Below are 23,693 nucleotides of genomic sequence, written 5' to 3' on the forward strand. Positions count from 1 at the left end.
TGGAACAAACCATCATCCAAAATGAAAAAGCTCACCCTCCTTTTTTTAATCCTTTTAATTTTTGCTTGTAACCCAAAGGAAGAAGTTGACCTGATTGTCTACAACGCCAACATTTATACCGTAGATGATACTTTTTCCAAGGCCAATTTTGTCGCAATCAAGGATGGTAAGTTTGTTGCCGTTTCCGATAAGGCCGATATCTACAAAAAATACAACGCCAAAGAAGAATTGGATGCCGAAGGCAAGACCATTGTTCCCGGATTGATTGATGCCCATTGTCATTTTTACGGACTTGGATTGAACCAACAAGTGGTGGATTTGGTGGGTACCACCAGTTTGGAGGAGATTTTGGAAAAAGTGGTGGCATTTCAAAAAGAAAGACCTTCGGATTTTATCCGCGGTAGAGGTTGGGACCAAAACGATTGGGAAGTAAAGGAATTCCCGACAAAGGATAAATTGGATGAATTGTTTCCCGATACCCCTGTTGCCTTGGAACGTATAGACGGTCATGCCTACCTCGTCAATCAAAAGGCATTGGATCTGGCCGGAATTACGTTGGAAACGAAAGTGGACGGCGGGGAAATTGTGATTGTGGATGGCAATCTTACCGGTGTTTTGGTGGACAACCCCATGGGATTGGTGGATGCGGTCATTCCACAACCTTCTCTTGCACAACAGATACAGGCCTTGAAGGATGCAGAGCGCATCAGTTTGGATTACGGACTTACGACGGTCAATGATGCCGGTCTTACCAGAGAGACCATTGAATTGATCGATAGTTTGCAACAAGCGGGCGATTTGTCCATTCGCGTCTATGCCATGGTTTCCAACTATCCGGAAAACTTGGATTACTTTTTGGCGAAGGGAATTATTAAAACAAATCGGCTGAATGTTCGTTCCGTAAAAGTATATGGGGATGGCGCTTTGGGCTCGCGGGGTGCCGCTTTAAAAGAACCGTATTCAGATAAGCCTGGTCATTTTGGGGCCATGGTAACCCCTGTTGATGAAATTGGGGCCTTGGCCGAGCGTATTGCCGCTTCTGATTATCAAATGAACACTCATGCCATTGGAGACTCGGCCAATGTGGTAGTGCTCCGAGCTTATAAAAAATCCTTGGAGGGCAAAACGGACCGACGTTGGAAGGTGGAACATGCCCAAGTGATATCCATGGAAGATTTCGATTATTTTAAACTCGGCATTATTCCATCCGTACAGCCTACCCATGCTACAAGCGATATGTATTGGGCAGAGGATCGTTTGGGGTCTGAACGTGTGAAGGGTGCCTATGCTTTCAAGAAACTTTTGGATGAGGCTGGAATAGTAGCATTGGGAACCGATTTTCCCGTGGAGCAAGTAAGTCCCTTTTTGACTTTTTATGCTGCAGTGGCTCGTCAGGATTTGAAAAATTATCCGGAGGGCGGCTTTCAAATGAAAGATGCCCTATCTAGGGAAGAAACATTGAAAGGGATGACCATTTGGGCAGCCTATTCCAATTTTGAAGAAGGGGAGAAGGGAAGCATTGAACCTGGTAAGTTTGCCGATTTTGTAATCCTGAGCGATGATATCATGACGGTTCCCGTTTCGGAGATTCCCAATCTAAAAGCCGAGCAAGTTTTTGTGGGAGGAGAAAAACTCAAATAATCCCCACGTCATTCTAAACGAAGTGAAGGATCTCAAAAATACCCTGTTCCTTAAAAATCTCTTTTTTTCCTTGTTTCTGGTTACGCATTTCAGTTGCAATAGGGAAAATCAACCTAAATACGAGGATTATAATGAAGAGGATTTTTTGCTTGTACCTGGAATTGTTACTAAAGTAACAAGAACACCAATTTTTGCACGTGGTTGGTGGTATGATTACAATATTTTCTATGCATATTCCCTCGATTCAGATACCATTTCAGTTGGCAAAGAAATGGACGTGGATATGGCTGTAAGTGAGGGGGAAGCTATATATATTTTAGTGCATAAGTATAAAAAAGGCTTAAGCTTTCCGACGGGGAGAAGAATTACTCCAAATGATGAAAAGGTAATCCAACGCTATTTAAAAAAATCCCAGGATCATGGGGTGAAATATTTTGGAATTGACGAAAAATAAAAAAGCCCCAAAAAAGGGGCTTTCGTTTTTATAAAAGTTTGCATTAAATGCTGATCGGTACGGTAACCCTTGTGGTTCCCCAACCCATGACCATAGCGCCGCTATCATCAAAAGCAATGGAAAAAGCCTCCAATTCTTCACCGTCAGAACTTGCTTTTGCCATCACGCGGGCAACATCGGCTTCGCTGTCATAGGAAAAAGCGCCCCATTGGTTTAGGTTGCTGTTCAGGATAACGGTCCACTCACCTTCACCAGGAATGGTAAAAAGGGAATAGGTCCCAGCTTTTACGGATTTTCCACCAATAGTGGCATCCTTATAAAAAGTGATTTCGGTGCATTCATTGGCACCGGTTCTCCAAACTTTTCCTTCAGGAGCAAGCTCTGCAAGGCTACGACCTTTCAATTGTGGTCTGCTGTAAATAACCTTTACGGATTTTTGGGGTACACGAGAACTAGTAGGGAAAGTCACGATATCCGCGGGACTCTTGTCCAACCCGCTAAATTTTTGGGCGGTTGCTTCAGTGGAAAATACCATGGCAACGGCTAGTAGTGTAAATAAGAATACATTTTTCATGATTGTGATTTTAGTAGTTTTCAAAACTAGGGACTAATTGGCCCCTTTCGGTTTAAAAAGACGTTAAAAAAGGATAAACTTACAAAACGTTCGGGATTGCCATGGTATTTTTAAAATATGATTACAATCTATTATAGGTTTTATATAAAAAATTACAAATTGAAATTATTTAATTCTTTATTGTTTTATTTATAAAGTTGTAGATTCATTTTTGTATCAAAATTGTTACTAATTTATTTGAATATGTGTGGTATTGTTTGCGCATTTGATGTGAAGGAAAGTACGGAAGTACTTAGGCCCCAATTGTTGGAGATGTCGAAGAAAGTAAGGCATCGCGGGCCGGATTGGAGTGGAATTTATGCTGATGATAAAGCGATTTTGGCCCATGAGCGTTTGGCCATCGTGGATCCAGCTTCAGGAAAACAACCGTTGTTGAGTTCCGATGGAAAATTGGTATTGGCAGCTAACGGTGAAATTTATAACCATCAACAACTAAGAAAACAGTTCGAGGGGAAATATGAATTCAAGACCCAATCGGATTGTGAAGTGATCTTGGCCCTTTACCAAGAAAAGGGAGTTGACTTTGTGGACGAAATGAATGGTATCTTCGGATTCGCCATTTATGATAGTGAGAAAGACGAGTACTTCATCGCTCGGGACCACATGGGGATTATTCCACTTTATATTGGATGGGACAAAAACGGGACCTTTTATGTGGCTTCCGAATTGAAAGCATTGGAAGGGACCTGTTCCAAAATCCAACTTTTTCCTCCGGGGCATTATCTACACAGCTCCGATGGTGAGTTTAAGAGATGGTATTCCAGGGATTGGATGGAGTATGATGCCGTGAAGGAAAACGAGACCAGCATTCAGGCCATCAAGGATGCCTTGGAAGCCGCCGTACACCGTCAGTTGATGTCCGATGTGCCTTATGGTGTGTTATTATCAGGTGGTTTGGATTCCTCAGTAACCTCTGCCATTGCCAAAAAATATTCGCAAAAAAGAATCGAGTCCGGTGATACTGCTGATGCATGGTGGCCTCAATTGCACTCCTTTTCAGTAGGATTGGAAGGCTCGCCAGACCTTGCTGCCGCTCAAGTGGTGGCCAAGCACATCGGGACCGTTCATCACGAAATAAAATTTACGATCCAAGAAGGTTTGGATGCCATCAAAGATGTGATCTACAACCTAGAAACATATGACATAACCACCATTAGGGCCTCCACACCCATGTATTTGATGGCAAGGGTCATCAAGTCGATGGGTATTAAAATGGTATTGTCGGGAGAAGGAGCCGATGAGCTTTTCGGAGGATACCTGTATTTCCACAAGGCGCCAAGTCCTAAGGATTTCCATGAAGAAACAGTGCGTAAGTTGGATAAACTCCACATGTACGACTGTTTAAGGGCCAACAAATCCTTGGCGGCATGGGGAATTGAAGGACGTGTGCCCTTTTTGGACAAAGAGTTCATGGATGTAGCCATGCGTGTAAACCCAAAAGACAAAATGATCAATGGAGAACGCATGGAAAAATGGGTGGTGAGAAAGGCTTTTGAATCTTACCTTCCTGAAAGTGTGGCTTGGAGACAAAAGGAACAATTTTCCGATGGTGTTGGCTACAGTTGGATCGATACCTTGAAAGCGATGGTGGCAGAGGAAATTAGCGATGAGCAATTGAAGAATGCACACTTCAAGTTCCCAATCCAGACCCCTACTACCAAAGAAGAATATTATTACCGTTCCATATTTGAAAGTCATTTCCCTTCGGATGCGGCAGCATTGAGCGTTCCTCAAGAACCTTCCGTGGCTTGTAGCACCAAGATAGCGTTGGAGTGGGACGAAGCGTTCAAGAACATGAACGATCCTTCGGGCAGGGCCGTGGCCAAAGTGCACACCGATGCCTACGTGAAATAGCAGTAATTAGCAATCAAGAATTTGGAGCAGGAGAAGTTTTGTTTCATTTTCAATTAGTCGGAAAAGCCCCTCCATCGAGGGGCTTTTTGTTGTTCTTAACAGGACTTTCACGATCAGGCGGGAATATGCCGTTTTTCCACAGATTTTGTTGATAACTTAGGGGGTTCAATTGACCTGTTTAGACTAATTGCACAGGGTATTCTTTATATTTGTAGGATTTGAAAAATTCTAGGCAAATACAGAAAATATATGAGCGAAGAAGCTAACAAGAAACAATACTCGGCGGATAGTATCCAGGCCCTTGAGGGCATGGAGCACGTACGTATGAGACCTTCCATGTATATTGGGGATGTAGGGGTCAGGGGGTTGCACCATTTGGTATATGAAGTGGTGGACAACTCCATCGATGAGGCCATGGCCGGTTATTGTGATGCAATAGAAGTATTCATTAATGAAGATAACTCCATCACCGTTAAGGACAACGGTAGGGGTATACCCGTAGGGCTCCATAAAAAGGAGGGGGTTTCCGCCTTGGAGGTGGTAATGACCAAGATCGGTGCAGGGGGTAAATTCGATAAGGACTCCTATAAGGTTTCCGGGGGTCTCCACGGTGTGGGGGTTTCCTGTGTGAACGCCTTGTCCAACCACTTAAGGGCCACCGTTTACAGGGAAGGAAAAATTTGGGAGCAAGAATATGAAAAGGGTAAGGCCCTTTATCCTGTGAAAAGTATCGGGGATAGTGATGCCACTGGAACTGTGGTGACCTTCACTCCAGATGATACCATTTTCACCCAAACCACGGAATATATCTATGAGACCCTTGCCAATCGTATGCGGGAGTTGTCGTATTTGAACAAGGGAATCACCATCGACCTAACAGATAAGAGACACAAGGACGACAAAGGGGAATTTATCCATGAAACTTTCCATTCCGAGGAAGGATTGAAGGAATTCATCAAGTTCTTGGATGGTAACCGTGAGCCGCTTATCCAAAGCGTGATTTCTATGGAAGGGGAGAAGAACGGAATTCCTGTGGAAGTGGCCATGGTCTACAACACAGGGTATACCGAAAACCTTCACTCCTATGTGAACAACATCAATACCCATGAAGGAGGTACGCACCTTTCCGGATTTAGGAGAGGTTTGACCACCACCCTGAAAAAATATGCCGACAACTCCGGTATGTTGGACAAGCTGAAATTTGAAATTTCCGGGGATGACTTCCGTGAAGGACTTACGGCCATTGTTTCCGTAAAAGTGGCCGAGCCCCAATTTGAAGGTCAGACCAAAACAAAATTGGGTAACCGTGAGGTGACCAGTGCGGTGAGTCAGGCTGTTTCTGAAATGTTGACCGATTATTTGGAAGAGCATCCAGAAGACGCAAAACAGATCGTTGAAAAAGTAAAATTGGCCGCACAGGCAAGACATGCCGCTGCCAAGGCTCGCGAAATGGTACAGCGTAAAAACCCAATGAGTGTTGGGGGACTACCTGGTAAACTTTCCGACTGTTCCGAGCAAGATCCAACGAAATGTGAAGTATTCCTGGTAGAGGGAGACTCCGCAGGGGGTACTGCCAAACAAGGTAGGGACAGGAACTTTCAGGCCATTCTGCCACTTAGGGGTAAGATCCTAAATGTGGAAAAGGCCATGCAGCACAAAGTTTTTGAAAACGAAGAGATCAAGAACATCTATACCGCTCTTGGGGTTACCATCGGTACCGAAGAGGACAGCAAAGCCTTGAACCTGGAGAAACTACGTTACCATAAAGTAGTGATCATGTGTGATGCGGATGTGGATGGTAGCCACATTGAAACATTGATCCTTACCTTTTTCTTCCGCTACATGCGCGAATTGATTGAAGGTGGACACGTTTACATCGCCACACCACCATTGTATTTGGTTAAAAAAGGAACCAAACGTCGCTATGCTTGGAACGATAAGGAACGTGACGAGATTGTGGCCTCCATGAACGGTGGGGTGAACATTCAACGTTACAAAGGTCTTGGAGAGATGAACGCCGAGCAGCTTTGGGATACCACCATGAATCCCGAGTTCCGAACTTTACGATTGGTTAGTATCGATAACGCTACGGAATCTGATCGTATTTTCTCCATGTTGATGGGGGATGAGGTGCCGCCAAGACGTGAATTTATTGAGAAAAATGCCGTCTATGCCAACATAGATGCATAGATAACGGCCATTTCACAACAAAAACTCGCCCCAAAAAGGCGAGTTTTTTAGTTTTAGGAAAAATTTTACAAAATGAAGAAAATTGTTTTGTTGATGGCCTTGGCCTCAATAACCCTGGGAAGGGCTCAAGACCTGAACGATATTTTTGTTTCAGGTGTTGCTGATGCAGAACGTTTTGCCAATGCTTATTTGGCTCCCGTTTCGGAAGCATCCATTTATAGTATTTCAAACGGATGGTACAATTCTGCCGATTCCAAACCTTTAGGTGGATTCGAAATTTCCATTATTGGGAACATGACCGGATTTAAGAACAAGGATGATAAAAAAGCATTCCTTTTAGATCCTGCAGATTATGAAAACCTCGATTTTGTTCAGAATCCTGGTCAAGCACGCCTTGTTGCCACTGGGTTGGGAGATATTGAAGGAGTGGAGGTTTTTGTCGAAGGACAGAACGGTCTGTTCCGTGATGAATTTGAGCTTCCGTCTGGATTGGCTTCCGAAAATTTGAATTTTATTCCCTCCGGATATTTGCAAGGAAGTGTGGGATTGGTAAAGGGATTGGAGGTAAAAGCCCGTTTTTTGCCCAAGATCAAGTTTGATGACGATGCCAAAATTGGCTTGTTCGGAGCTGGCCTACAGTACGATTTCACTAAAATGCTTCCGGCCGATAAGGTTCTTCCGGTTGCCATTGCGGCAGTAATCGGATATACCAACTTGGACGGAGAATACGATTTCACGGATTCTTCCACCATCAACGGTAGCGATCAGCGTATTGAAGCCAATTTTAAAACCTGGAACTTCAGTGCCGTAGTGTCCACGACCAAGATTCCTGTAATCAATTTCTATGGAGGTTTGGGCTATATCAGTGGTAAATCAGATATCGACCTTTTGGGTACGTACGAAGCTAGGGGACCATTTTTTACCGAGACCGTTGTGGATCCTTTTACCGTGTCAGAAAAAGTAAGTGGCGTTTCCGCCAATTTGGGTACCAAGATCAAGTTGGGATTCTTCAGGCTTAATGCCGAATACAATATTTCCGAGTTCAGCACCTTTACCTTTGGTATCAACTTCGGATTCAGATAGTTTTTATGTCAGTTCGAGTTTTTTCCAAAGGAAAAAGTATCGAGAACAAAACCACCAACCGACCAACCAATAAAGAAGGCCCCAATGTTCGTTGGGGCCTACTATTTTCATATAAGTTGGTCTTCAGTCTATTCCCTAGTGGCGAAGACCGAGCCGTTCCCTAGGGTCAAAATTTCAGGATCTTGTGCTTTCAACAAGTTGACCGAAACATCGGTAACCTGTGGATCACCATATATAATGGTATAAGTACCGTTGTTAACGGACCATTTAAAATCGGTGTAAAAAACTAGCTTGTTATTGGAATAGCTCTGGTACCTACCCAGGTACACATCATTGAAAATCCATTCTTCCCGAGTGGTATCGGTACTCTTGCCATCGATATTGGAAGATTCGACTTTGGCCCAGATGCCCAAAATAGGGTCATTGTTCTCTGGGATACGGCTACAGTTGCTTACGGCTATAATGCCGATAATGGACAACAATGAAAAGAGCTTTTTCATAGGTCTAGTAGGTTAAATTGATTTTGGGACTATCAGAACGCCATTTTGTAGGAAAGTATTGCACCCAATTCTTCAAAATTGTTGTGAAATTCCAATTCTTCGATGAAAGGAAGGTTTTGTTAACATTTCACGATCCGGAAGATTTTGTGATTCTAACAAAATTGAGCAGCTAAAACTGGTGAGATTCAGTTTTTTTCTGCCCTAAATGCCGTATTTTTGAACATCAAAATTTAAACTTATACAAATGAAAGTTACCGTAGTTGGAGCAGGCGCAGTGGGAGCAAGCTGCGCAGAATACATAGCAATGAAAAATTTTGCATCTGAAGTAGTTTTGCTGGACATCAAGGAAGGATATGCCGAAGGTAAAGCCATGGACCTTATGCAAACGGCATCCCTAATGGGTTTCGATACCAAGATTACAGGAAGCACCAACGATTACAGTAAAACAGCCAATAGCGATGTGGTGGTGATCACTTCTGGAATTCCACGTAAACCCGGGATGACCCGTGAGGAATTGATCGGGATCAATGCCGGTATTGTGAAGACCGTTGCTACCAACCTTTTGGAACATTCTCCAAATACCATCTTTATTGTGGTGAGCAACCCGATGGATACCATGACCTATTTGGTGCACAAAGCCACAGGATTGCCAAAGAACAGGATTATTGGTATGGGTGGTGCATTGGACAGTGCCCGTTTCAAATACAGATTGGCCGAGGCTTTGGGAGCCCCTATTTCCGATGTTGACGGAATGGTGATTGGTGGCCACAGCGATGTGGGAATGGTTCCACTTATAGGCCATGCCACACGTAACAGCATAAAAGTTTCCGAATTCCTATCCGAAGAGCAAATGAGCTGGGTAGTGGAAGAGACCAAAGTAGGTGGTGCCACTTTGACCAAACTTTTGGGTACCAGTGCTTGGTATGCCCCAGGAGCTGCAGTATCATCCATGGTTCAGGCCATTGCTTGTGACCAAAAGAAAATGTTCCCATGTTCCACCATGTTGGATGGGGAATACGGATTGAGCGATATCTGTATCGGTGCCCCTGTGATCTTGGGCAAGGATGGTATCGAGAAAATCGTGGAAATCGAGTTGTCAGATGCCGAAAAAGCTAAAATGGCAGAAAGTGCCATCGGTGTTAGAAATACCAATGCACTTTTATAAACATAACCATATTTGACCGACCAGAGAACTTGTCATTTTGGGCTTGATCGGACCTTGGGCTTGCTAAGATGTATCCAAGGAAATTCTGATCCGTCCGAAATGACATTTTCGCTTTAACAGCAAAGGCTTAAGACCTTAATTGCAATTACATCATTTTCTATTGGCAAATCTTATCGGAAATGATATATTTGCACGCTGTTTAAGAAAACTTCTAAAAATTTAATAATCAATGCAAAATAAAGGACTTATAAGGCTTTTCGCGATCCTTTTTGGCTTGGTGAGTATCTATCAGTTATCATATACTTTCATCACCAATAAGTTGGAGAAAGATGCTGAGGACTATGCAGTTAGCCGAATTTCGGAAGCAGAGGATGATTATGTGGCCAAGCGTGAAGCTTTAGAAGCATCGTATCTGGATTCCATCAGTGACAACACTGTTTTGGGTTTTACGAGCTATGACGATGCCAAGAAAAAAGAGTTGAACAAAGGTCTTGACTTGAAGGGAGGGATCAATGTTACCTTGCAGATTTCCGTTAAGGATATTTTGAAGGGATTGGCCAACAACACCAAAAACCCCGTGTTCAACAAAGCTTTGGCCGATGCCGACAACGCATCCAAGAGTAGTGATCAAACCTATTTGGAGCTTTTCTTCGAAGCTTTTGACAATATCAAGGGAGACACCAAATTGGCGTCACCAGATATTTTTGCCAATAAAGGACTTAGTGACGAAATCAATTTCCAAATGTCCGATGATGAGGTAAAGCCTATCATCAGAAGAAAGATTGATGAGTCCATTGTTTCTGCATTTGAGGTATTGCGTGAGCGTATCGATGGTTTTGGGGTAACCCAACCAAACATCCAACGTGAAGGTAACTCCGGCCGTATTTTGGTGGAATTGCCAGGTGCCAGGGATATTGCCCGTGCACAAGAATTGCTTTCCAGTACCGCCCAGTTGGAGTTTTGGGAAACCTATTCCCAAAGCAACCAAAGTTTGGGAACCTTTTTGGTTGGAGCCAATGAAAGGTTGAAAGAAATCCTTAAGCCTGAGGAAAAGAAAGAGGAAGTGGCAAAGCCAGAATCTGAAATCGATTCCTTGCTTTCCGATGTGGCCCAAGATTCTTTGGATATGACCCAAGAGGCCAATCCATTGTTGGGCAAATTGATTCCTGCCAACCCAGGTAGCCATGCCATTGCTAGGGCCATGGTGACCGATACTGCCGAAATTGGTGGTTACCTTAGAATGCCCGAGATCAAGAGATTGTTGCCAAATGATATCCAGTTTACCAAATTCCTATGGGAAAGAGCCAGTAAGGATATGGAAGTGGTGGAATTGTATGCCCTTAAATCCAATAGGGATGGAACCCCAAGGATCAGCGGCGACGTAGTTTCCGATGCACAGGACACTTTTGACCAGTTCAACAAACCTGCGGTGAGCATGACCATGAATACCCGTGGTGCAAAGGAATGGGAAAAATTGACTGGGGATGCCTATAATAACCAAACCGGTATCGCCATTGTTTTGGACAATAAAGTATATACCGCTCCCGGTGTTTCTTCCGGACCTATTTCTGGAGGACGTTCAGAGATTACAGGTACGTTTACCGTAAACGAGACCAAGGATATTGCCAACGTATTGCGTGCTGGTAAACTACCTGCATCCGCAGAGATCATCCAATCTGAAGTAGTTGGTCCATCATTGGGTCAAGAGGCAATTGATAGTGGATTTATTTCCTTTATCATCGCCATGGTGTTTGTATTGCTATGGATGATTATGTATTACGGAAAAGCTGGACTTTTTGCTGATATTGCATTGGTTTTCAATATTTTGTTGATTTTTGGTGTGTTAACCAGTCTTGGTGCGGTATTAACATTGCCTGGTATCGCCGGTATCGTGTTGACCATAGGTATGTCCGTGGATGCCAACGTGTTGATCTATGAGCGTATCAAGGAAGAATTGGCTAAAGGAAAAGGAAAGGCACAAGCCATTGCCGATGGTTTTGGAAATGCACTTTCCTCCATTTTGGATGCCAACATCACAACTGGTCTTACGGCAATTATCCTTTTCATTTTTGGTTCAGGACCCATTAAAGGATTCGCGACCACTCTTTTGATCGGTATCGTAACATCCTTGTTCACTGCCATCTTTGTTACCCGTTTGATGATCGATTCCTATACCGCACAAAAAGGTAGAAGGCTGGATTTCACCACCGGAATCACCAAAAACTTGTTCAAGAACGTGAACATTGATTTCTTGGGTAAACGCAAGATTGCCTATATCGTTTCTGGAATTTTGGTTGCTATCAGTGTGTTCTCATTGTTCACAACTGGGCTACAACAAGGGGTCGACTTTATCGGTGGACGTTCCTACCAAATCCGTTTTGAAAAAGTGGTAAATCCATCCGAGATTGCCTCTGAATTGAATGATGTATTCGGCAGCGGAACCAGTGTGAAGACTTTTGGTGATGCCAACCAGATCAAAGTGACCACTCCATATAAAGTGGATGAAGAAGGGGTTGAAATCGATAATGAGATCCAGAACAAGTTATATACTACGCTTCAAAAATATCTTCCAGATGGAACTTCTTTTGAAGACTTTACTGTTGGGGCTTCCGAAAAATCTATCGGTATCCTTCAATCTGTTAAAGTAGGTCCTACCATTGCTGATGACATCAAGAAAAATGCCTTCTTGGCCATTTTGGGATCCTTGGCAGTAGTGTTCCTTTATATCTTGTTGCGTTTCAGAAAATGGCAATTCTCATTGGGTGCCGTTGTTGCGGTATTCCACGATGTAATGATCGTGTTGGGTATCTTCTCCTTGACAGGAAAGATCATGCCTTTCAACATGGAAATTGACCAAGCTTTCATTGCTGCGATATTGACCGTAATCGGTTATTCATTGAACGATACGGTGGTAGTGTTCGACCGTATTCGTGAAATTACCAATATAAAAGGCTTAAAAGGTGGCGAGAACATCAACGAAGCCTTGAACAGTACTTTGAGCCGAACCTTGAATACCTCGTTGACCACTTTGATCGTATTGTTGGCCATCTTTGTATTCGGTGGAGAGAGCCTTCGTGGATTTATGTTCGCTATGATCATTGGTGTGGTTGTGGGAACGTATTCTTCGATATTTGTGGCCACTCCATTGATGTTCGATGCGCTCAAGAAAAAAATTGCTCCTCCTACAGGAGCATAGTTTAAGTTTTTTTAGATTACACCAAGTAAAGGGCCACACGCACAAGTGGCCCTTTATTATTTTGTAATAATTCTACCTAAAGATTAATATTCGCTTGAGTCTCCGAGGGAGCCCTTAGGGGAGGGATTCAATGTGTACAAATATTTTGGGGTAAGGTCAGGTTCCGTACGGTGTGAAACGAATACAATGGCAGAATCGCTTTCTGCGGCAATCTTGTTCACCAAAGCTACAAATAAGGCAGCATTGGCATCGTCCAATCCGGCCGTGGGTTCGTCCAATATCAAAAGGGGAGGGTGTTTCACCATAGCGCGGGCCACCATCACCAATCTTTTGTCGCCTACGGAAAGATCACGGAAATAATCTTCCCTTTTCTCATAAAGATTCAACAGTTGTAACCATTGATGCGCCAGGTTTTTTTCAATGTCAGTCGGTTGCACATACAGCCCGACCGAGTCATGTAACCCAGAGATGATCATGTTTTCCAAACTATGATAACCCCTAAACTTGTCGGTTATGGCAGGAGTGTAGTACCCGATCATTTGTTTCAGGTCCCAAACACTTTCCCCGCTACCTTTTTTTTGTCCAAATAACGTAAGGTCCTGACCATATCCTTTATGACTGTCTCCAGTAATCATGGAAAGGATGGTGGATTTTCCACTCCCGTTCGGACCCATCAATTGCCAAAATTCTCCTTGTTTTATGGTCCAATTGATGTTTTGAAGCACCTGTCTGTCATCAAAGCTTACAGAAACATTCCTCATCACCACCAAGTCATCATGTGCAGTTGTCAATTTTTCCAACGGCGACGGTATACTCCCTTCAAAAACAACTGGGGCCGATTGATTTTCTTTCCAGAAAGCCTCTGGTGAAGAATAATTCTTTAGGTTTTGACCATCTAATTTTAAAAAATGAGTGGTGATGGGTAAAATATCATCCAAACGACTCACCAACTGTACCAAAATTCGCGATGTTCCAATCTCACACAATTGCTTCTTCAAGCTTGCTTGGGTGGCTACATCCAGATTATCATACGGATTGATGAGCACCAAAAAATCTGGATTTTGCAGCAATAAATAGTGAAGGAGTGCCTTTTTTTGTTCCCCGCTGCTCATGGTCTTGAGGGATTGTGGCTTTTCCTTGGTCAAAATTTTAATATCGTGCCGTTCCTCTTCGTCCATATATCGGTCAATTTCCGAACGAGAAAACAATAACCCGTTGAGAGAGGATAGTTCATGGAGTTCCTGTATCGGTTTTTGTCGTAGCAATTTTTCAACCACTTCTTGGGTGGAGGAGGTGTTGTTCGTAAGTATAGCGTAGATTTTGGGTTGGTCCATGTAGTGGGAACTTAAATCACAAAATTACGATTATCCTTTGTTTACCCGAAAAATATGGACCGGATTGTCCTTGTAGGTAGTGGTCTTTTCCAAAAACATTCCATTTTTAAGGGCTACTTTTTGTGAAGGAATGTTGTCCACATGGATGATGGAAATCAAGGAATCTGAAAAATGGTTCTGGAACGCGAATTCTTTACATTTTTGGGCCGCTTCAAACGCAAAGCCCTGTAACCAAAATTCGGGGAGCACGGAATAGCCAATTTCCAGTTCATGTAATTCGTCCACCTCCTGTACCAAAAGGCCACAGATGCCCACTAATTTTCCGGATTGCTTTTGGATGAGTGCATTCATGCCTCCCAAATCGTTTTCGTACCGTTCAAAAATGCGGTCAAACTGTATTTGACAGGCCTCCATGGGGTCAGTTGGCAACCCTTCCCAGAATTGTGTGGAGCGGGAATCGTAATAAAACGGAAGCCAATCATTAAAATCGGATTGCCGCAACCGTCTGAACAACAGTCGATCTGTTGATTCGTTTTCCAACAGGTATTTTGGCATCAGTTTCTGGAATAGGAAATGCTATCGCCTACTTTAAGGCCCCATTGGTCGGACAATCCAGCATTGATTTCCAAGACATATTTGGCTGGGAAATTGGAGGGTAGACTGGTTTCATCATATGCCTTGGCATTCTTCTGAAAGCTTACAATTTTCTGATTTTCATCAATATAGATGATGTCTAAAGGAAATTCTGTGTTCTTCATGTAAAAGGAACGAACACTAACCTTGGGAAAAATAAACAGCATCCCCTGGCCTTTTTCCATGGAAGGACGGTACATCAATCCCGTCTGGGTTTCGTATTCGGTTTCGGCAATTTCAATATCCAAATCTACCTTGGTGGAGTCGGATTGTATTTTCCAAACGGAGAGGTTTCCTTCTTGGGTAAAAGCGACGTTTTCGGTTTTGATTTCAGTTTTGCTATCGGTTTTGCAGGAGGCGAGTACCAATAGGAAAACCAAAAGCAATCTTTTTACAACAAGCATAGTTATTCTTTTTCAAGAGGGGGTCTAAACATAAAAAACAGACCGATGATGATCATAGGAATACTGAGCCATTGTCCGGTGGTGAGCACGTCTCCCAGTGAATCTTCAAAACCGCCTTGACTTTTCTTGAAGAATTCCACGACAAAACGCACAATGAACAAAAGGGCCATGAACAACCCAAAAAGATATCCAGGTTTATCTTTTTTATTGGTTTTCCAATAGAGTTGATACAGAATTACGAAAACAAAGATGTAGCAAATGGCCTCGTACAATTGTGCGGGATGACGATAGGGAATCGATTCCAGCACATTTGCAAAATCCGGGTTGTGCTGAATGGCTTTGTAAGCTGCATTTTCAGTTGTTTCCTTTGTTAACTGCATGGCTTTATACGCTGGCATATCGTCTGAATCCCTGATGAAACGAGTGGCCAAAAAATAGGATTTGTCCACGATTCTTCCGTTGATCTCCGAATTGAAAAAATTACCCAATCTAACAAAACAGGCCCCGATGGCCGAAGGGATGACCAATCGGTCCAACAACCAGAGCATTTTAATATCCTTCCATTTTCTGCAGTACAACCACATCCCGATGATGGCCGCAATAGTGGCGCCATGACTAGCCAAACCTGTAAATCCGGTAAACTCATAACCGTTGATGATTCCAAAGAGATTGCCGTTGGCGCTTTCACGTATGGGAAGTAGTATTTCCACCAAATGGTTTTGATAATAATCCCAATCATAAAAGAAAACATGGCCCAATCGGGCACCCAACATGATGGAAACCACAGTATAGATGAAAAGGGAATCCAGCTTTTCCATGGATCTCTTTTCGTTCTCGAAGATTTTCTTCATGATGAACCAACCCACCACAAAGGCCGCGATCCAAAGCAGATTGTAATATTTTATCTGTATGAAACCCAGCTTAAAAAGGGTTCCTTCGGGGTTCCAGTCAAATCCTAGGAAATACATCAATATAAATTTTGGACTAATATAACTACTTTGAATGGTTGATGGGTGGGATTAAGGAATTTTTGGCTAGGGTTACCGAAATATAACCCTTCATATACCTTGGATTAAGGTACGGGGTCGTAACCACTGCCTCCCCAAGGGTTGCAACTGGCAATACGTTTAATGGATAACCAACCTCCTTTAAATAACCCGTGTTTTTTTAAGGCTTCCAAAGTGTAGTGGGAACAGGTAGGGGTATAGCGGCATGTTGCTGGAAACATGGGTGAAATCAGGATTTGGTACAATCTCACCAAAAGGACGAACGGCGCTATCAAAATTTTCTTCATGGAAGTCCGATATGGGATACAAGGTAAAAAAAAGCCCCGACAAAGTCGGGGCGAAATCTATGCTTCTTCGGATGCGTAAACCACGGGGTCGAGATGCTCCCGTTCCTCATCCGTAAATAATCTTGACTTGATGACAAAACGCAATCCCAAAGGAATCTCCAGACTAAAACTGGAACCTCTTCCCGTAGTGATGTCCACAGTAAGTTGGGTATGCTTCCAATATTCAAACTGATCTTTGCTCATGTAAAAATGGCAACCGTGAATGGTTCCCAATTTCACATCGGTTTCGTTGAGCATCAATTCTCCTTTTGGAAAACACATGGGCGATGAGCCATCACAACACCCGCCACTTTGATGGAACATGAGCTCGCCATGTCTTTCCCTCAATTGGTCGATGATCTTTGCGGCCCGGTCCGTTACCAATACACGTTCTGTCATATCCCTATTTTTAGAAAAAGCCCAACTTGTTCTTGTCGTAGGAAATCAACATGTTCTTGGTCTGTCTGTAGTGGTTGAGCATCATTTTATGCGTTTCCCTACCAATACCCGACTTTTTGTAACCACCAAACGGCGCATGGGCAGGGTAAGCATGGTAGCAGTTCACCCAAACCCTACCGGCCTGTACCTGTCTTGAAATTTTGTACGCTTGGTGCATGTCTCGCGTCCAAACCCCGGCACCAAGACCATAAAGGGTGTCGTTGGCAATTTCCAGAGCCTCAGCTTCATCCTTGAAAGTGGTCACACAAACCACTGGACCAAAAATTTCTTCCTGGAATACGCGCATTTTGTTGTTTCCTTCCAAAATGGTAGGCTGAATGTAATATCCGCCTTCCAAACCTTCGTTGTAAGCTGCCTCACCTCCGGCAAGAACCTTGCATCCTTCCTCTTTTCCTATTTGGATGTAGTTCAGGATTTTTTCATACTGATCGTTGGAAGCTTGTGCACCCATCATGGTGTTTGGATCTAGTGGATGGCCCAATTTTACTGCTTTGGTACGTTCCACCACACGCTCGATGAACTTGTCGTAAATACTTTCCTGCACCAAGATTCGGGATGGGCAGGTACATACTTCACCTTGGTTCAAGGCGAACATCACGGCACCTTCCAAACACTTATCGAAAAATTCATCATCGGCATCCATTACGCTTTCAAAGAAGATGTTAGGGGACTTACCACCCAACTCCAAAGTAACGGGAATGATGTTTTTGGATGCGTACTGCATGATCAATTGCCCTGTGGTGGTTTCCCCAGTAAAGGCAATTTTGTTGATCCTAGGACTGGAGGCCAAAGGTTTACCAGCTTCCAAACCAAAACCGTTCACCACGTTGAGTACCCCAGCTGGAAGGATATCCTCGATCAATTCCATCAAAACCAAAATTCCTACTGGCGTTTGCTCGGCTGGTTTTAAAACCACACAGTTTCCTGCAGCCAGGGCAGGCGCTATTTTCCAAGCGGCCATCAACAAGGGGAAGTTCCATGGAATGATTTGCCCAACAACGCCAAGTGGCTCCAAAACGTTCATGGAAACCGTGTTGGCATCCAATTCACTCACGGAACCTTCTTCTGCACGGATAACCCCTGCAAAATACCTGAAATGATCTATGGCCAATGGAAGGTCGGCAGCGCGGGTCTCACGGATGGGCTTACCGTTGTCCCAAGTTTCGGCACGGGCCAAAACTTCAAGGTTTTGCTCCATACGATCGGCAATCTTTAGTAATAAGTTGCTTCTGTAGGTTGCCGACGAGTTGTTCCACTGAGGTGCTGCTGCCCAAGCAGCATCAAGGGCCTTGTCAATGTCTTCTGAAGTAGATCGGGCAATTTTGGTGAAGGCGTTGCCGTCTACTGGTGAAATGTTGTCAAAATATTCTCCTTTGGTGGGTGGGGTCCACTTGCCACCAATATAATTTTCATACTGGTCCTTGAACTTGGGTTTGTCCAAGACACTACGTTCTGTGGTTTGCACATTGCTCATAATACGTACTTTTAGTTGTTAATTTTTATGTGACGGACCTAGTGGTCCAACTGACTGATTTTAAAAGTATTGATTTTGATGCCCCTTCATCTGACGTATTCTATTATTGATATGACCAATCCTCTTTGTTTTTATATTTTTAACAATAATCAATCCTATATTTTCTATATTTAATAAAGAATTATATAATAAATTAAGGAGTAGGTATCGGATATGCAGCTTTCAGACAGATTCTATAAAGAACGCAAGCTTGAACATTTGGTGGAGAACCAAACTTCATACACCTTGAACAATGCCGCTATGCACGTGTTCGAGACGCATCTTCAAGCGGAGCGTGTAATGCTGCAGTTTGACCAACCCGTATTGGCTTCCATGCTGATCGGTAAAAAGGTAATGCACCTTCGGGATAAGAAGGCTTTTGATTTTTTGCCAGGGGAATCTTTGATATTGCCTCCCAAGGAAGTCATGTGTATCGATTTTCCTGAAGCGAACCATGACAATCCCACTCGCTGTTTGGCCATGGCCATTTCCGATGAAAAGATCAACAAGGTTATCCATTTGATGAACGAGTCAATGCCCAAGCATGATGGAACCGAATGGGCCTTGATGGATTACAACTACCATTTTACTAATGATGCCAGTATTTATGGTATCATCCAAAGATTATTATATCTCTTCACAGAAAACCATCCCTCCAAGGACTTTTTTGTTGACAATATGCTCCAGGAACTCATTATTAGGATCCTTCAAGGGAACGAAAAGGAGCATTATATGGAAAATGCCTCCAAGTTAAGTTCCCACAACCGATTGGCCTATGTGATCGAATACATTGGGGCGCATTTGCATGAACCTATTTCCGTAAGTGATTTGAGCAAAAAAGCCTGTATGAGCGAGTCCCACTTTCATAAGACCTTCAAAGAAGAATTGGGGATTACACCCATCGACTACATCAACAGCCAACGTATTAAGCTGGCCATCAAATTATTGAAGGATCCCACCCGAAAAATCAAGGAGATTTATTTGGAATGTGGTTTTGAAAACCGTTCGTATTTCAACAGGCTGTTCAAACGAAAAATTAATGTATCACCAGGAGAATACCAATCCAAATTTATGGACGATACGTTACATTGAATTTAATTCAAGGTAAAGGTGGTGCCGTCTTTGCCGTCCTTCAATTGAATACCTAAGGCAACCAATTCATCTCGAATCTTATCCGAAGTAGCAAAATCTTTATTGGCGCGAGCTTGGTTCCTAATTTGGATCAAAAGGTCCATGACCCCGTTCAATGCATTGGAATCGTCCTGGGCCAAAGATTGATTTTCAACACCGAGCACTTCATAAACAAAAGCCTTTAAGGTAGTTTCCAAAAGGGTTTTGTCACCTTCGGTGATGGTTTCTTGGTCTTCCTTGATCAGGTTGATGTGTTTTACGGCATCGAATAAATGTGCTATCAGAATCGGCGTGTTGAAGTCATCATTCATGGCATCGTAGCACTTTTGTTTCCAAGCCTCGACATCAAAATCCGAAGTAGCTCCTGTTTTAAGAGAATCAAGATTTCCAATAGCCTCCATTAAGCGGTTGTACCCTTTCTCCGAGGCTTGTAATGCGTCGTCACTCAAATCAAGAATACTGGTGTAGTGGGCCTGCATCATAAAAAAGCGGACCACCGCAGGGGAATAGATTTTACTCAAGATGGTATTTTCACCGCTAAAAATCTCTGACGGATAAATGTTGTTCCCTGTAGATTTGGACATTTTCTTGCCGTTCAAGGTCAGCATATTGGCATGCATCCAATATTTTACCGGTGATTTACCCGTGCTGGCTTCCGCTTGGGCAATCTCGCATTCGTGATGCGGGAATTTCAAGTCCATTCCACCACCATGTATGTCAAACGTTTCACCTAAGTATTTGGTACTCATAGCAGTGCATTCCAAATGCCAACCTGGGAAACCATCGCCCCAAGGGGAAGGCCATCTCATGATATGTTGTGGCTCGGCTTTTTTCCAAAGGGCAAAATCCTGAGGATTTCTTTTTTCGTCCTGTGCGGTAAGTTCACGGGTGTTGGCGATCATGTCCTCCAACTTTCTGCCGCTCAACTTGCCATATTCATGGGCTTCGTTGAATTTGATCACATCAAAATAAACGGACCCATTGATCTCATAAGCATATCCTTTTTCCAGGATTTCCTTGATGATCTCTATTTGCTCAATGATATGACCCGTTGCCGTGGGCTCTATACTTGGGGGCAACAGGTTGAATTTTTGAAGCGTATTGTGAAAATCCACGGTATAGCGTTGCACTACTTCCATGGGTTCAATCTGCTCCAATTTTGCCTTTTTTGCAATTTTATCCTCCCCTTCATCGGCATCGTTCTCCAAATGCCCTGCATCGGTAATGTTCCTCACATAACGGACCTTGTAGCCCAAATGCTTGAAATACCTAAAGATCATATCAAAGGACATGAACGTGCGGCAATTGCCCAAATGTACATTGCTGTACACAGTGGGGCCACAAACGTACATGCCAATGTAGCCTTCGTTTATGGGTTCGAAAGTTTCTTTTTTTCCTGTAAGTGAATTATGGATGCGTAATGGTTGGTGTTTATAAAGTTGCATTTAAACGTTTCGGTTTAAAATTCGGTTTCTAGGTTGATGTAATCCAAAAATTCCCTGCGTACGGCTTCATCCTTAAATTTACCACCATATTCGGCGGTAACCGTACTACTTTCAATATCGCGGATACCTCTGGAATTTACACAAAGGTGTTTGGCATCGATAACACAGGCAACATCTTCCGTTCCCAAAACTTTCTGCATCTCCTTAACGATCTGAATGTTCAAACGTTCCTGAACCTGTGGTCGCTTGGCATAATAATCCACGATACGGTTCATTTTGGAAAGCCCTACCACGGTGCCGTTGGAGATGTAAGCGATATGTGCCCGACCCACAATGGGTAATAAGTGATGTTCGCAAGTGGAATAGAGCACAATGTTCTTTTCCACCAACATTTCACCGTATTTGTATTTGTTGTCAAAAGTGGACGATGTTGGTCTTCGGTCCGGATGGAGTCCCCCGAAAATTTCCTTCACGTACATTTTGGCTACCCTTTTTGGGGTGCCCTTCAAACTATCGTCATCAAGGTCAAGACCTAGCGTTAGCATAATTTCCCTAACACTTTTTTGGATGCGTTCTATTTTTTCCTCGTCGCTCAATACAAAAGCATCTTCGCGCATGGGGGTATCCGTTGAAGAGCCAACGTGGTCGTTGCCCCTTTCCTCATATTGTTCTTCCAAAGCCCGCTCTAGTTTCATAGCTGTTTCTTCAAGAAAGCAAAGATATACATTAATGAATGATTTAACATCTGGTATCGGCCGTTTGACAACATAAATTATTGTTAACCTACATGCTGCAATACTTTTATAATGCCCAAACCTACAGTCTTTTATGGTAAAGTCAGTCGTAAGGACCTTTTTCATCTTACTTGTTTGTCAATTTGCGCAATCCCAAGTTGCCCAAGATTGTTCAGATGCCATTCCTATTTGTAACAATACACCGGTAAATGGTGGGACCAATGGTTATGGTATGGACGATTTTTATGGCGATGCTACCACAGGATGTTTGGAACAGACCGTTTCCGGGTCTATTGAATCCAATTCGGCATGGTACCGATTCAGGACGTCTGCGGCGGGCCAATTGGGGTTCAATATTGGGCACAATAACACCGAGGATTGGGACTTTGCCCTCTACAAGGCTTCGGATTGCAACACTTTGGGAGATCCCATCCGTTGTAATTTCTTCGATAATAGTGAAGGGGTCAGCTTTATAGGTGTTGGGGAAGATCCCACCGGGAATGCTGATTCTGTGCATTTTGAAGATTGGCTTCAGGTGGAAGCAGGTGAGGACTATTATCTTTTCATCAATAACTTTAGCAATGTAAACTCTGGTTTTTCCATTCAGTTTACGGGAAATATTTGGACAAGCAACCCATACGATGCGTTGGATTGTTCCATCGTGAGCAATTTGTTGGGCCCACCCGTGGCGGCCTGTGAAAATGAATCGGTATTCCTTGATGCCACAACTACAGGAGCCACAAACTATTCTTGGTACGTGAATCAAGGAAACGGATACCAACAGATTTCCGGCGCTACGGCGGCCAATTATCAAGTGACCAGTTCAGGTCAATACAGGGTTGTAGTGGTTACAGGTAGTGGAAACATTATCAGTGATGTGCAAGTTGGTTTTAATCCCGTTCCGGTTACAGGAAATATATCGGACGAGTCTTTTTGTCAAACCTCGGGAATCCTTTTCGATTTGGCATCCAAAGATAATGAAGCACTGGATGGCCAAAACCCTTCGGAATTCATGGTCAGTTATCACAGTACACAAACTGATGCCGTTTCAGGCATCAATCCTTTGCCAAGGCAATATTTAGTGAATCCAGGACAGGAAACCATTTATGTAAGGACCACCTCATTGGCCAACCCAAATTGTTTTGATGCTTCCGAAAATTTTGTGATGAACGCGGTGGAGACCCCGGATCTGAACTTCAATGACCAAGCAGTTATTTGTGAGGCGGTGGGCATTATCTCCATTGGGGAAATGTACCCTGACCCAAATTACACCTATGCTTGGAGTACAGGAGAATCAACACCGAATATTACGGTCTCGCAAGAAGGAGAATATACGGTAACGGTTACCCATTCTTCAAACGGGACGGTTTGTGAAGCCAGTAAAACGGTAACGGTCTCCATATCTACAATGCCCGTAATCTCCAGTATCGATATTGAAGACATGAGTGCCAACAATACGGTTACCATCAATACAGATGCCCTTGGCGAATATGAATTTCGCTTGGGTGATGGGGAATATCAGACCAGTAATGTTTTTGAAGGAGTTCCACCGGGTATCCATAAAGTCTATATGCGAGATTTGTACGGTTGTGGCGAAGTAGAGGATGAAATTGTAGTAGTGGGTTTCCTTGCCATTTTTTCGCCCAATGGCGATGTACTTAATGAAACCTGGCAGATTGAGGGCCTTTCTACCCTGAATTCGCCCATTGTCACCATTTATGACCGTTACGGAAAGCTCATCAAACAGATGAACGAATATGATCCAGGGTGGGATGGTAATTTTAATGGAAAACCATTGCCCTCCACGGATTATTGGTTCAAATTGTCCTATATCGGAGCGGATGGAAACCGAACCTATGCCAAATATCTCCAAAGTCATTTTTCCTTGAGAAGATAAGTCGGGTGCATTTCATCGATTAAGTGTATAATTTTTTCGACAAAGCATACTAAATGCATCACTTGTAGAGTTATAGAGGGTAATGTAGGAACC

At 43.3% G+C, this 23,693-nt stretch carries 20 protein-coding genes; 9 read left to right on the top strand and 11 right to left on the bottom strand.

Annotated features, from left to right (window positions below; all coding sequences use genetic code 11):
• Positions 1 to 21: 21 nt before the first annotated feature.
• Positions 22 to 1,641: an amidohydrolase gene (locus LKX84_RS01135; protein ID WP_228235195.1), complete on the top strand. Its 1,620-nt coding sequence runs from the start codon at positions 22 to 24 to the stop codon at positions 1,639 to 1,641.
• Between the two features lie 22 nt (positions 1,642 to 1,663).
• Complete coding sequence (locus LKX84_RS01140; RefSeq protein WP_228235199.1) at positions 1,664 to 2,095, top strand: hypothetical protein; 432 nt, start codon at positions 1,664 to 1,666, stop codon at positions 2,093 to 2,095.
• Between the two features lie 43 nt (positions 2,096 to 2,138).
• Here LKX84_RS01140 and LKX84_RS01145 read toward each other — a convergent pair whose 3' ends face one another.
• Positions 2,139 to 2,669 (bottom strand): DUF2911 domain-containing protein, encoded by a 531-nt coding sequence (locus tag LKX84_RS01145; RefSeq protein ID WP_228235200.1) that lies wholly within the window; start codon positions 2,667 to 2,669, stop codon positions 2,139 to 2,141.
• Between the two features lie 243 nt (positions 2,670 to 2,912).
• Here LKX84_RS01145 and asnB point away from each other — a divergent pair, with 243 nt between their 5' ends.
• From asnB to LKX84_RS01160, 3 genes are all read left to right on the top strand, one after another.
• Positions 2,913 to 4,583: an asparagine synthase B gene (gene asnB, locus LKX84_RS01150; protein WP_228235201.1), complete on the top strand. Its 1,671-nt coding sequence runs from the start codon at positions 2,913 to 2,915 to the stop codon at positions 4,581 to 4,583.
• A 249-nt stretch (positions 4,584 to 4,832) separates the two neighbouring features.
• The gene (gene gyrB / locus LKX84_RS01155) at positions 4,833 to 6,773 is read left to right on the top strand and encodes a DNA topoisomerase (ATP-hydrolyzing) subunit B (protein ID WP_228235203.1); all 1,941 of its coding nucleotides are present in this window, start codon (positions 4,833 to 4,835) and stop codon (positions 6,771 to 6,773) included.
• Positions 6,774 to 6,845: 72 nt separating this feature from the next.
• Positions 6,846 to 7,856, top strand: coding sequence for a DUF6588 family protein (locus LKX84_RS01160; protein WP_228235205.1), 1,011 nt, complete (start codon positions 6,846 to 6,848; stop codon positions 7,854 to 7,856).
• Between the two features lie 128 nt (positions 7,857 to 7,984).
• Here the strand turns inward: LKX84_RS01160 and LKX84_RS01165 are convergent, their stop codons facing one another.
• Entirely contained in the window at positions 7,985 to 8,356 is a 372-nt protein-coding gene (locus LKX84_RS01165) for a hypothetical protein (protein WP_228235206.1), read from the bottom strand.
• Positions 8,357 to 8,600: 244 nt separating this feature from the next.
• Between LKX84_RS01165 and mdh the strand changes: the two genes are divergently transcribed.
• Complete coding sequence (gene mdh, locus LKX84_RS01170; RefSeq protein WP_228235207.1) at positions 8,601 to 9,521, top strand: malate dehydrogenase; 921 nt, start codon at positions 8,601 to 8,603, stop codon at positions 9,519 to 9,521.
• 229 nt (positions 9,522 to 9,750) lie between these two features.
• Positions 9,751 to 12,717 carry a protein translocase subunit SecDF gene (secDF, locus tag LKX84_RS01175; protein ID WP_228235208.1) on the top strand — a complete coding sequence of 989 codons (2,967 nt, stop codon included), beginning with the start codon at positions 9,751 to 9,753 and terminating at the stop codon, positions 12,715 to 12,717.
• An 83-nt stretch (positions 12,718 to 12,800) separates the two neighbouring features.
• Here the strand turns inward: secDF and LKX84_RS01180 are convergent, their stop codons facing one another.
• From LKX84_RS01180 to LKX84_RS01210, 7 genes are all read right to left on the bottom strand, one after another.
• On the bottom strand, positions 12,801 to 14,051 hold the full coding sequence (locus LKX84_RS01180) for an ATP-binding cassette domain-containing protein (protein ID WP_228235209.1): 1,251 nt from the start codon (positions 14,049 to 14,051) through the stop codon (positions 12,801 to 12,803).
• A 30-nt stretch (positions 14,052 to 14,081) separates the two neighbouring features.
• Complete coding sequence (locus tag LKX84_RS01185; RefSeq protein WP_228235210.1) at positions 14,082 to 14,606, bottom strand: GNAT family N-acetyltransferase; 525 nt, start codon at positions 14,604 to 14,606, stop codon at positions 14,082 to 14,084.
• The gene (locus tag LKX84_RS01190) at positions 14,606 to 15,088 is read right to left on the bottom strand and encodes a DUF192 domain-containing protein (RefSeq protein WP_228235211.1); all 483 of its coding nucleotides are present in this window, start codon (positions 15,086 to 15,088) and stop codon (positions 14,606 to 14,608) included. The genes LKX84_RS01185 and LKX84_RS01190 overlap by 1 nt, the downstream gene beginning before the upstream one ends.
• Before the next feature lie 2 nt (positions 15,089 to 15,090).
• A complete protein-coding gene (gene lgt, locus LKX84_RS01195) occupies positions 15,091 to 16,056 on the bottom strand; it encodes a prolipoprotein diacylglyceryl transferase (protein WP_228235212.1) in 966 nt (321 codons plus the stop codon).
• A 104-nt stretch (positions 16,057 to 16,160) separates the two neighbouring features.
• A complete protein-coding gene (yidD, locus tag LKX84_RS01200) occupies positions 16,161 to 16,382 on the bottom strand; it encodes a membrane protein insertion efficiency factor YidD (protein ID WP_228235214.1) in 222 nt (73 codons plus the stop codon).
• A gap of 57 nt (positions 16,383 to 16,439) precedes the next feature.
• Positions 16,440 to 16,820 (bottom strand): DUF779 domain-containing protein, encoded by a 381-nt coding sequence (locus LKX84_RS01205; RefSeq protein ID WP_228235216.1) that lies wholly within the window; start codon positions 16,818 to 16,820, stop codon positions 16,440 to 16,442.
• Positions 16,821 to 16,830: 10 nt separating this feature from the next.
• Positions 16,831 to 18,354 carry an aldehyde dehydrogenase family protein gene (locus LKX84_RS01210; RefSeq protein WP_228235218.1) on the bottom strand — a complete coding sequence of 508 codons (1,524 nt, stop codon included), beginning with the start codon at positions 18,352 to 18,354 and terminating at the stop codon, positions 16,831 to 16,833.
• Positions 18,355 to 18,567: 213 nt separating this feature from the next.
• On the opposite strand from LKX84_RS01210, the gene LKX84_RS01215 reads away from it, so the two are divergent.
• Complete coding sequence (locus LKX84_RS01215) at positions 18,568 to 19,485, top strand: AraC family transcriptional regulator (RefSeq protein WP_228235220.1); 918 nt, start codon at positions 18,568 to 18,570, stop codon at positions 19,483 to 19,485.
• Positions 19,486 to 19,487: 2 nt separating this feature from the next.
• Here LKX84_RS01215 and cysS read toward each other — a convergent pair whose 3' ends face one another.
• Both cysS and folE read right to left on the bottom strand, forming a co-directional pair.
• Positions 19,488 to 20,969, bottom strand: coding sequence for a cysteine--tRNA ligase (gene cysS, locus LKX84_RS01220; protein WP_228235222.1), 1,482 nt, complete (start codon positions 20,967 to 20,969; stop codon positions 19,488 to 19,490).
• Positions 20,970 to 20,983: 14 nt separating this feature from the next.
• Positions 20,984 to 21,664: a GTP cyclohydrolase I FolE gene (gene folE / locus LKX84_RS01225; RefSeq protein WP_228235224.1), complete on the bottom strand. Its 681-nt coding sequence runs from the start codon at positions 21,662 to 21,664 to the stop codon at positions 20,984 to 20,986.
• A gap of 133 nt (positions 21,665 to 21,797) precedes the next feature.
• On the opposite strand from folE, the gene LKX84_RS01230 reads away from it, so the two are divergent.
• Positions 21,798 to 23,600, top strand: a complete 1,803-nt coding sequence (locus tag LKX84_RS01230) for a T9SS type B sorting domain-containing protein (protein WP_228235226.1) — start codon at positions 21,798 to 21,800, stop codon at positions 23,598 to 23,600.
• Positions 23,601 to 23,693: the final 93 nt, after the last annotated feature.

Source organism: Allomuricauda sp. M10 (assembly GCF_020782875.1).
Classification (GTDB): Bacteria; Bacteroidota; Bacteroidia; order Flavobacteriales; family Flavobacteriaceae; genus Flagellimonas.

Coding starts and splice junctions, on each gene's coding strand:
- gyrB (WP_228235203.1), top strand. CDS start 4,833: ATGAGCGAAGAAGCTAACAAGAAACAATACTCGGCGGATAGTATCCAG.
- secDF (WP_228235208.1), top strand. CDS start 9,751: ATGCAAAATAAAGGACTTATAAGGCTTTTCGCGATCCTTTTTGGCTTG.
- LKX84_RS01230 (WP_228235226.1), top strand. CDS start 21,798: ATGGTAAAGTCAGTCGTAAGGACCTTTTTCATCTTACTTGTTTGTCAA.
- LKX84_RS01165 (WP_228235206.1), bottom strand. CDS start 8,356: ATGAAAAAGCTCTTTTCATTGTTGTCCATTATCGGCATTATAGCCGTA.
- folE (WP_228235224.1), bottom strand. CDS start 21,664: ATGAAACTAGAGCGGGCTTTGGAAGAACAATATGAGGAAAGGGGCAAC.
- LKX84_RS01190 (WP_228235211.1), bottom strand. CDS start 15,088: ATGCTTGTTGTAAAAAGATTGCTTTTGGTTTTCCTATTGGTACTCGCC.
- lgt (WP_228235212.1), bottom strand. CDS start 16,056: ATGTATTTCCTAGGATTTGACTGGAACCCCGAAGGAACCCTTTTTAAG.
- LKX84_RS01185 (WP_228235210.1), bottom strand. CDS start 14,606: ATGCCAAAATACCTGTTGGAAAACGAATCAACAGATCGACTGTTGTTC.
- cysS (WP_228235222.1), bottom strand. CDS start 20,969: ATGCAACTTTATAAACACCAACCATTACGCATCCATAATTCACTTACA.
- LKX84_RS01145 (WP_228235200.1), bottom strand. CDS start 2,669: ATGAAAAATGTATTCTTATTTACACTACTAGCCGTTGCCATGGTATTT.
- yidD (WP_228235214.1), bottom strand. CDS start 16,382: ATGAAGAAAATTTTGATAGCGCCGTTCGTCCTTTTGGTGAGATTGTAC.
- LKX84_RS01160 (WP_228235205.1), top strand. CDS start 6,846: ATGAAGAAAATTGTTTTGTTGATGGCCTTGGCCTCAATAACCCTGGGA.
- LKX84_RS01135 (WP_228235195.1), top strand. CDS start 22: ATGAAAAAGCTCACCCTCCTTTTTTTAATCCTTTTAATTTTTGCTTGT.
- asnB (WP_228235201.1), top strand. CDS start 2,913: ATGTGTGGTATTGTTTGCGCATTTGATGTGAAGGAAAGTACGGAAGTA.
- LKX84_RS01215 (WP_228235220.1), top strand. CDS start 18,568: ATGCAGCTTTCAGACAGATTCTATAAAGAACGCAAGCTTGAACATTTG.
- LKX84_RS01180 (WP_228235209.1), bottom strand. CDS start 14,051: ATGGACCAACCCAAAATCTACGCTATACTTACGAACAACACCTCCTCC.
- mdh (WP_228235207.1), top strand. CDS start 8,601: ATGAAAGTTACCGTAGTTGGAGCAGGCGCAGTGGGAGCAAGCTGCGCA.
- LKX84_RS01205 (WP_228235216.1), bottom strand. CDS start 16,820: ATGACAGAACGTGTATTGGTAACGGACCGGGCCGCAAAGATCATCGAC.
- LKX84_RS01210 (WP_228235218.1), bottom strand. CDS start 18,354: ATGAGCAATGTGCAAACCACAGAACGTAGTGTCTTGGACAAACCCAAG.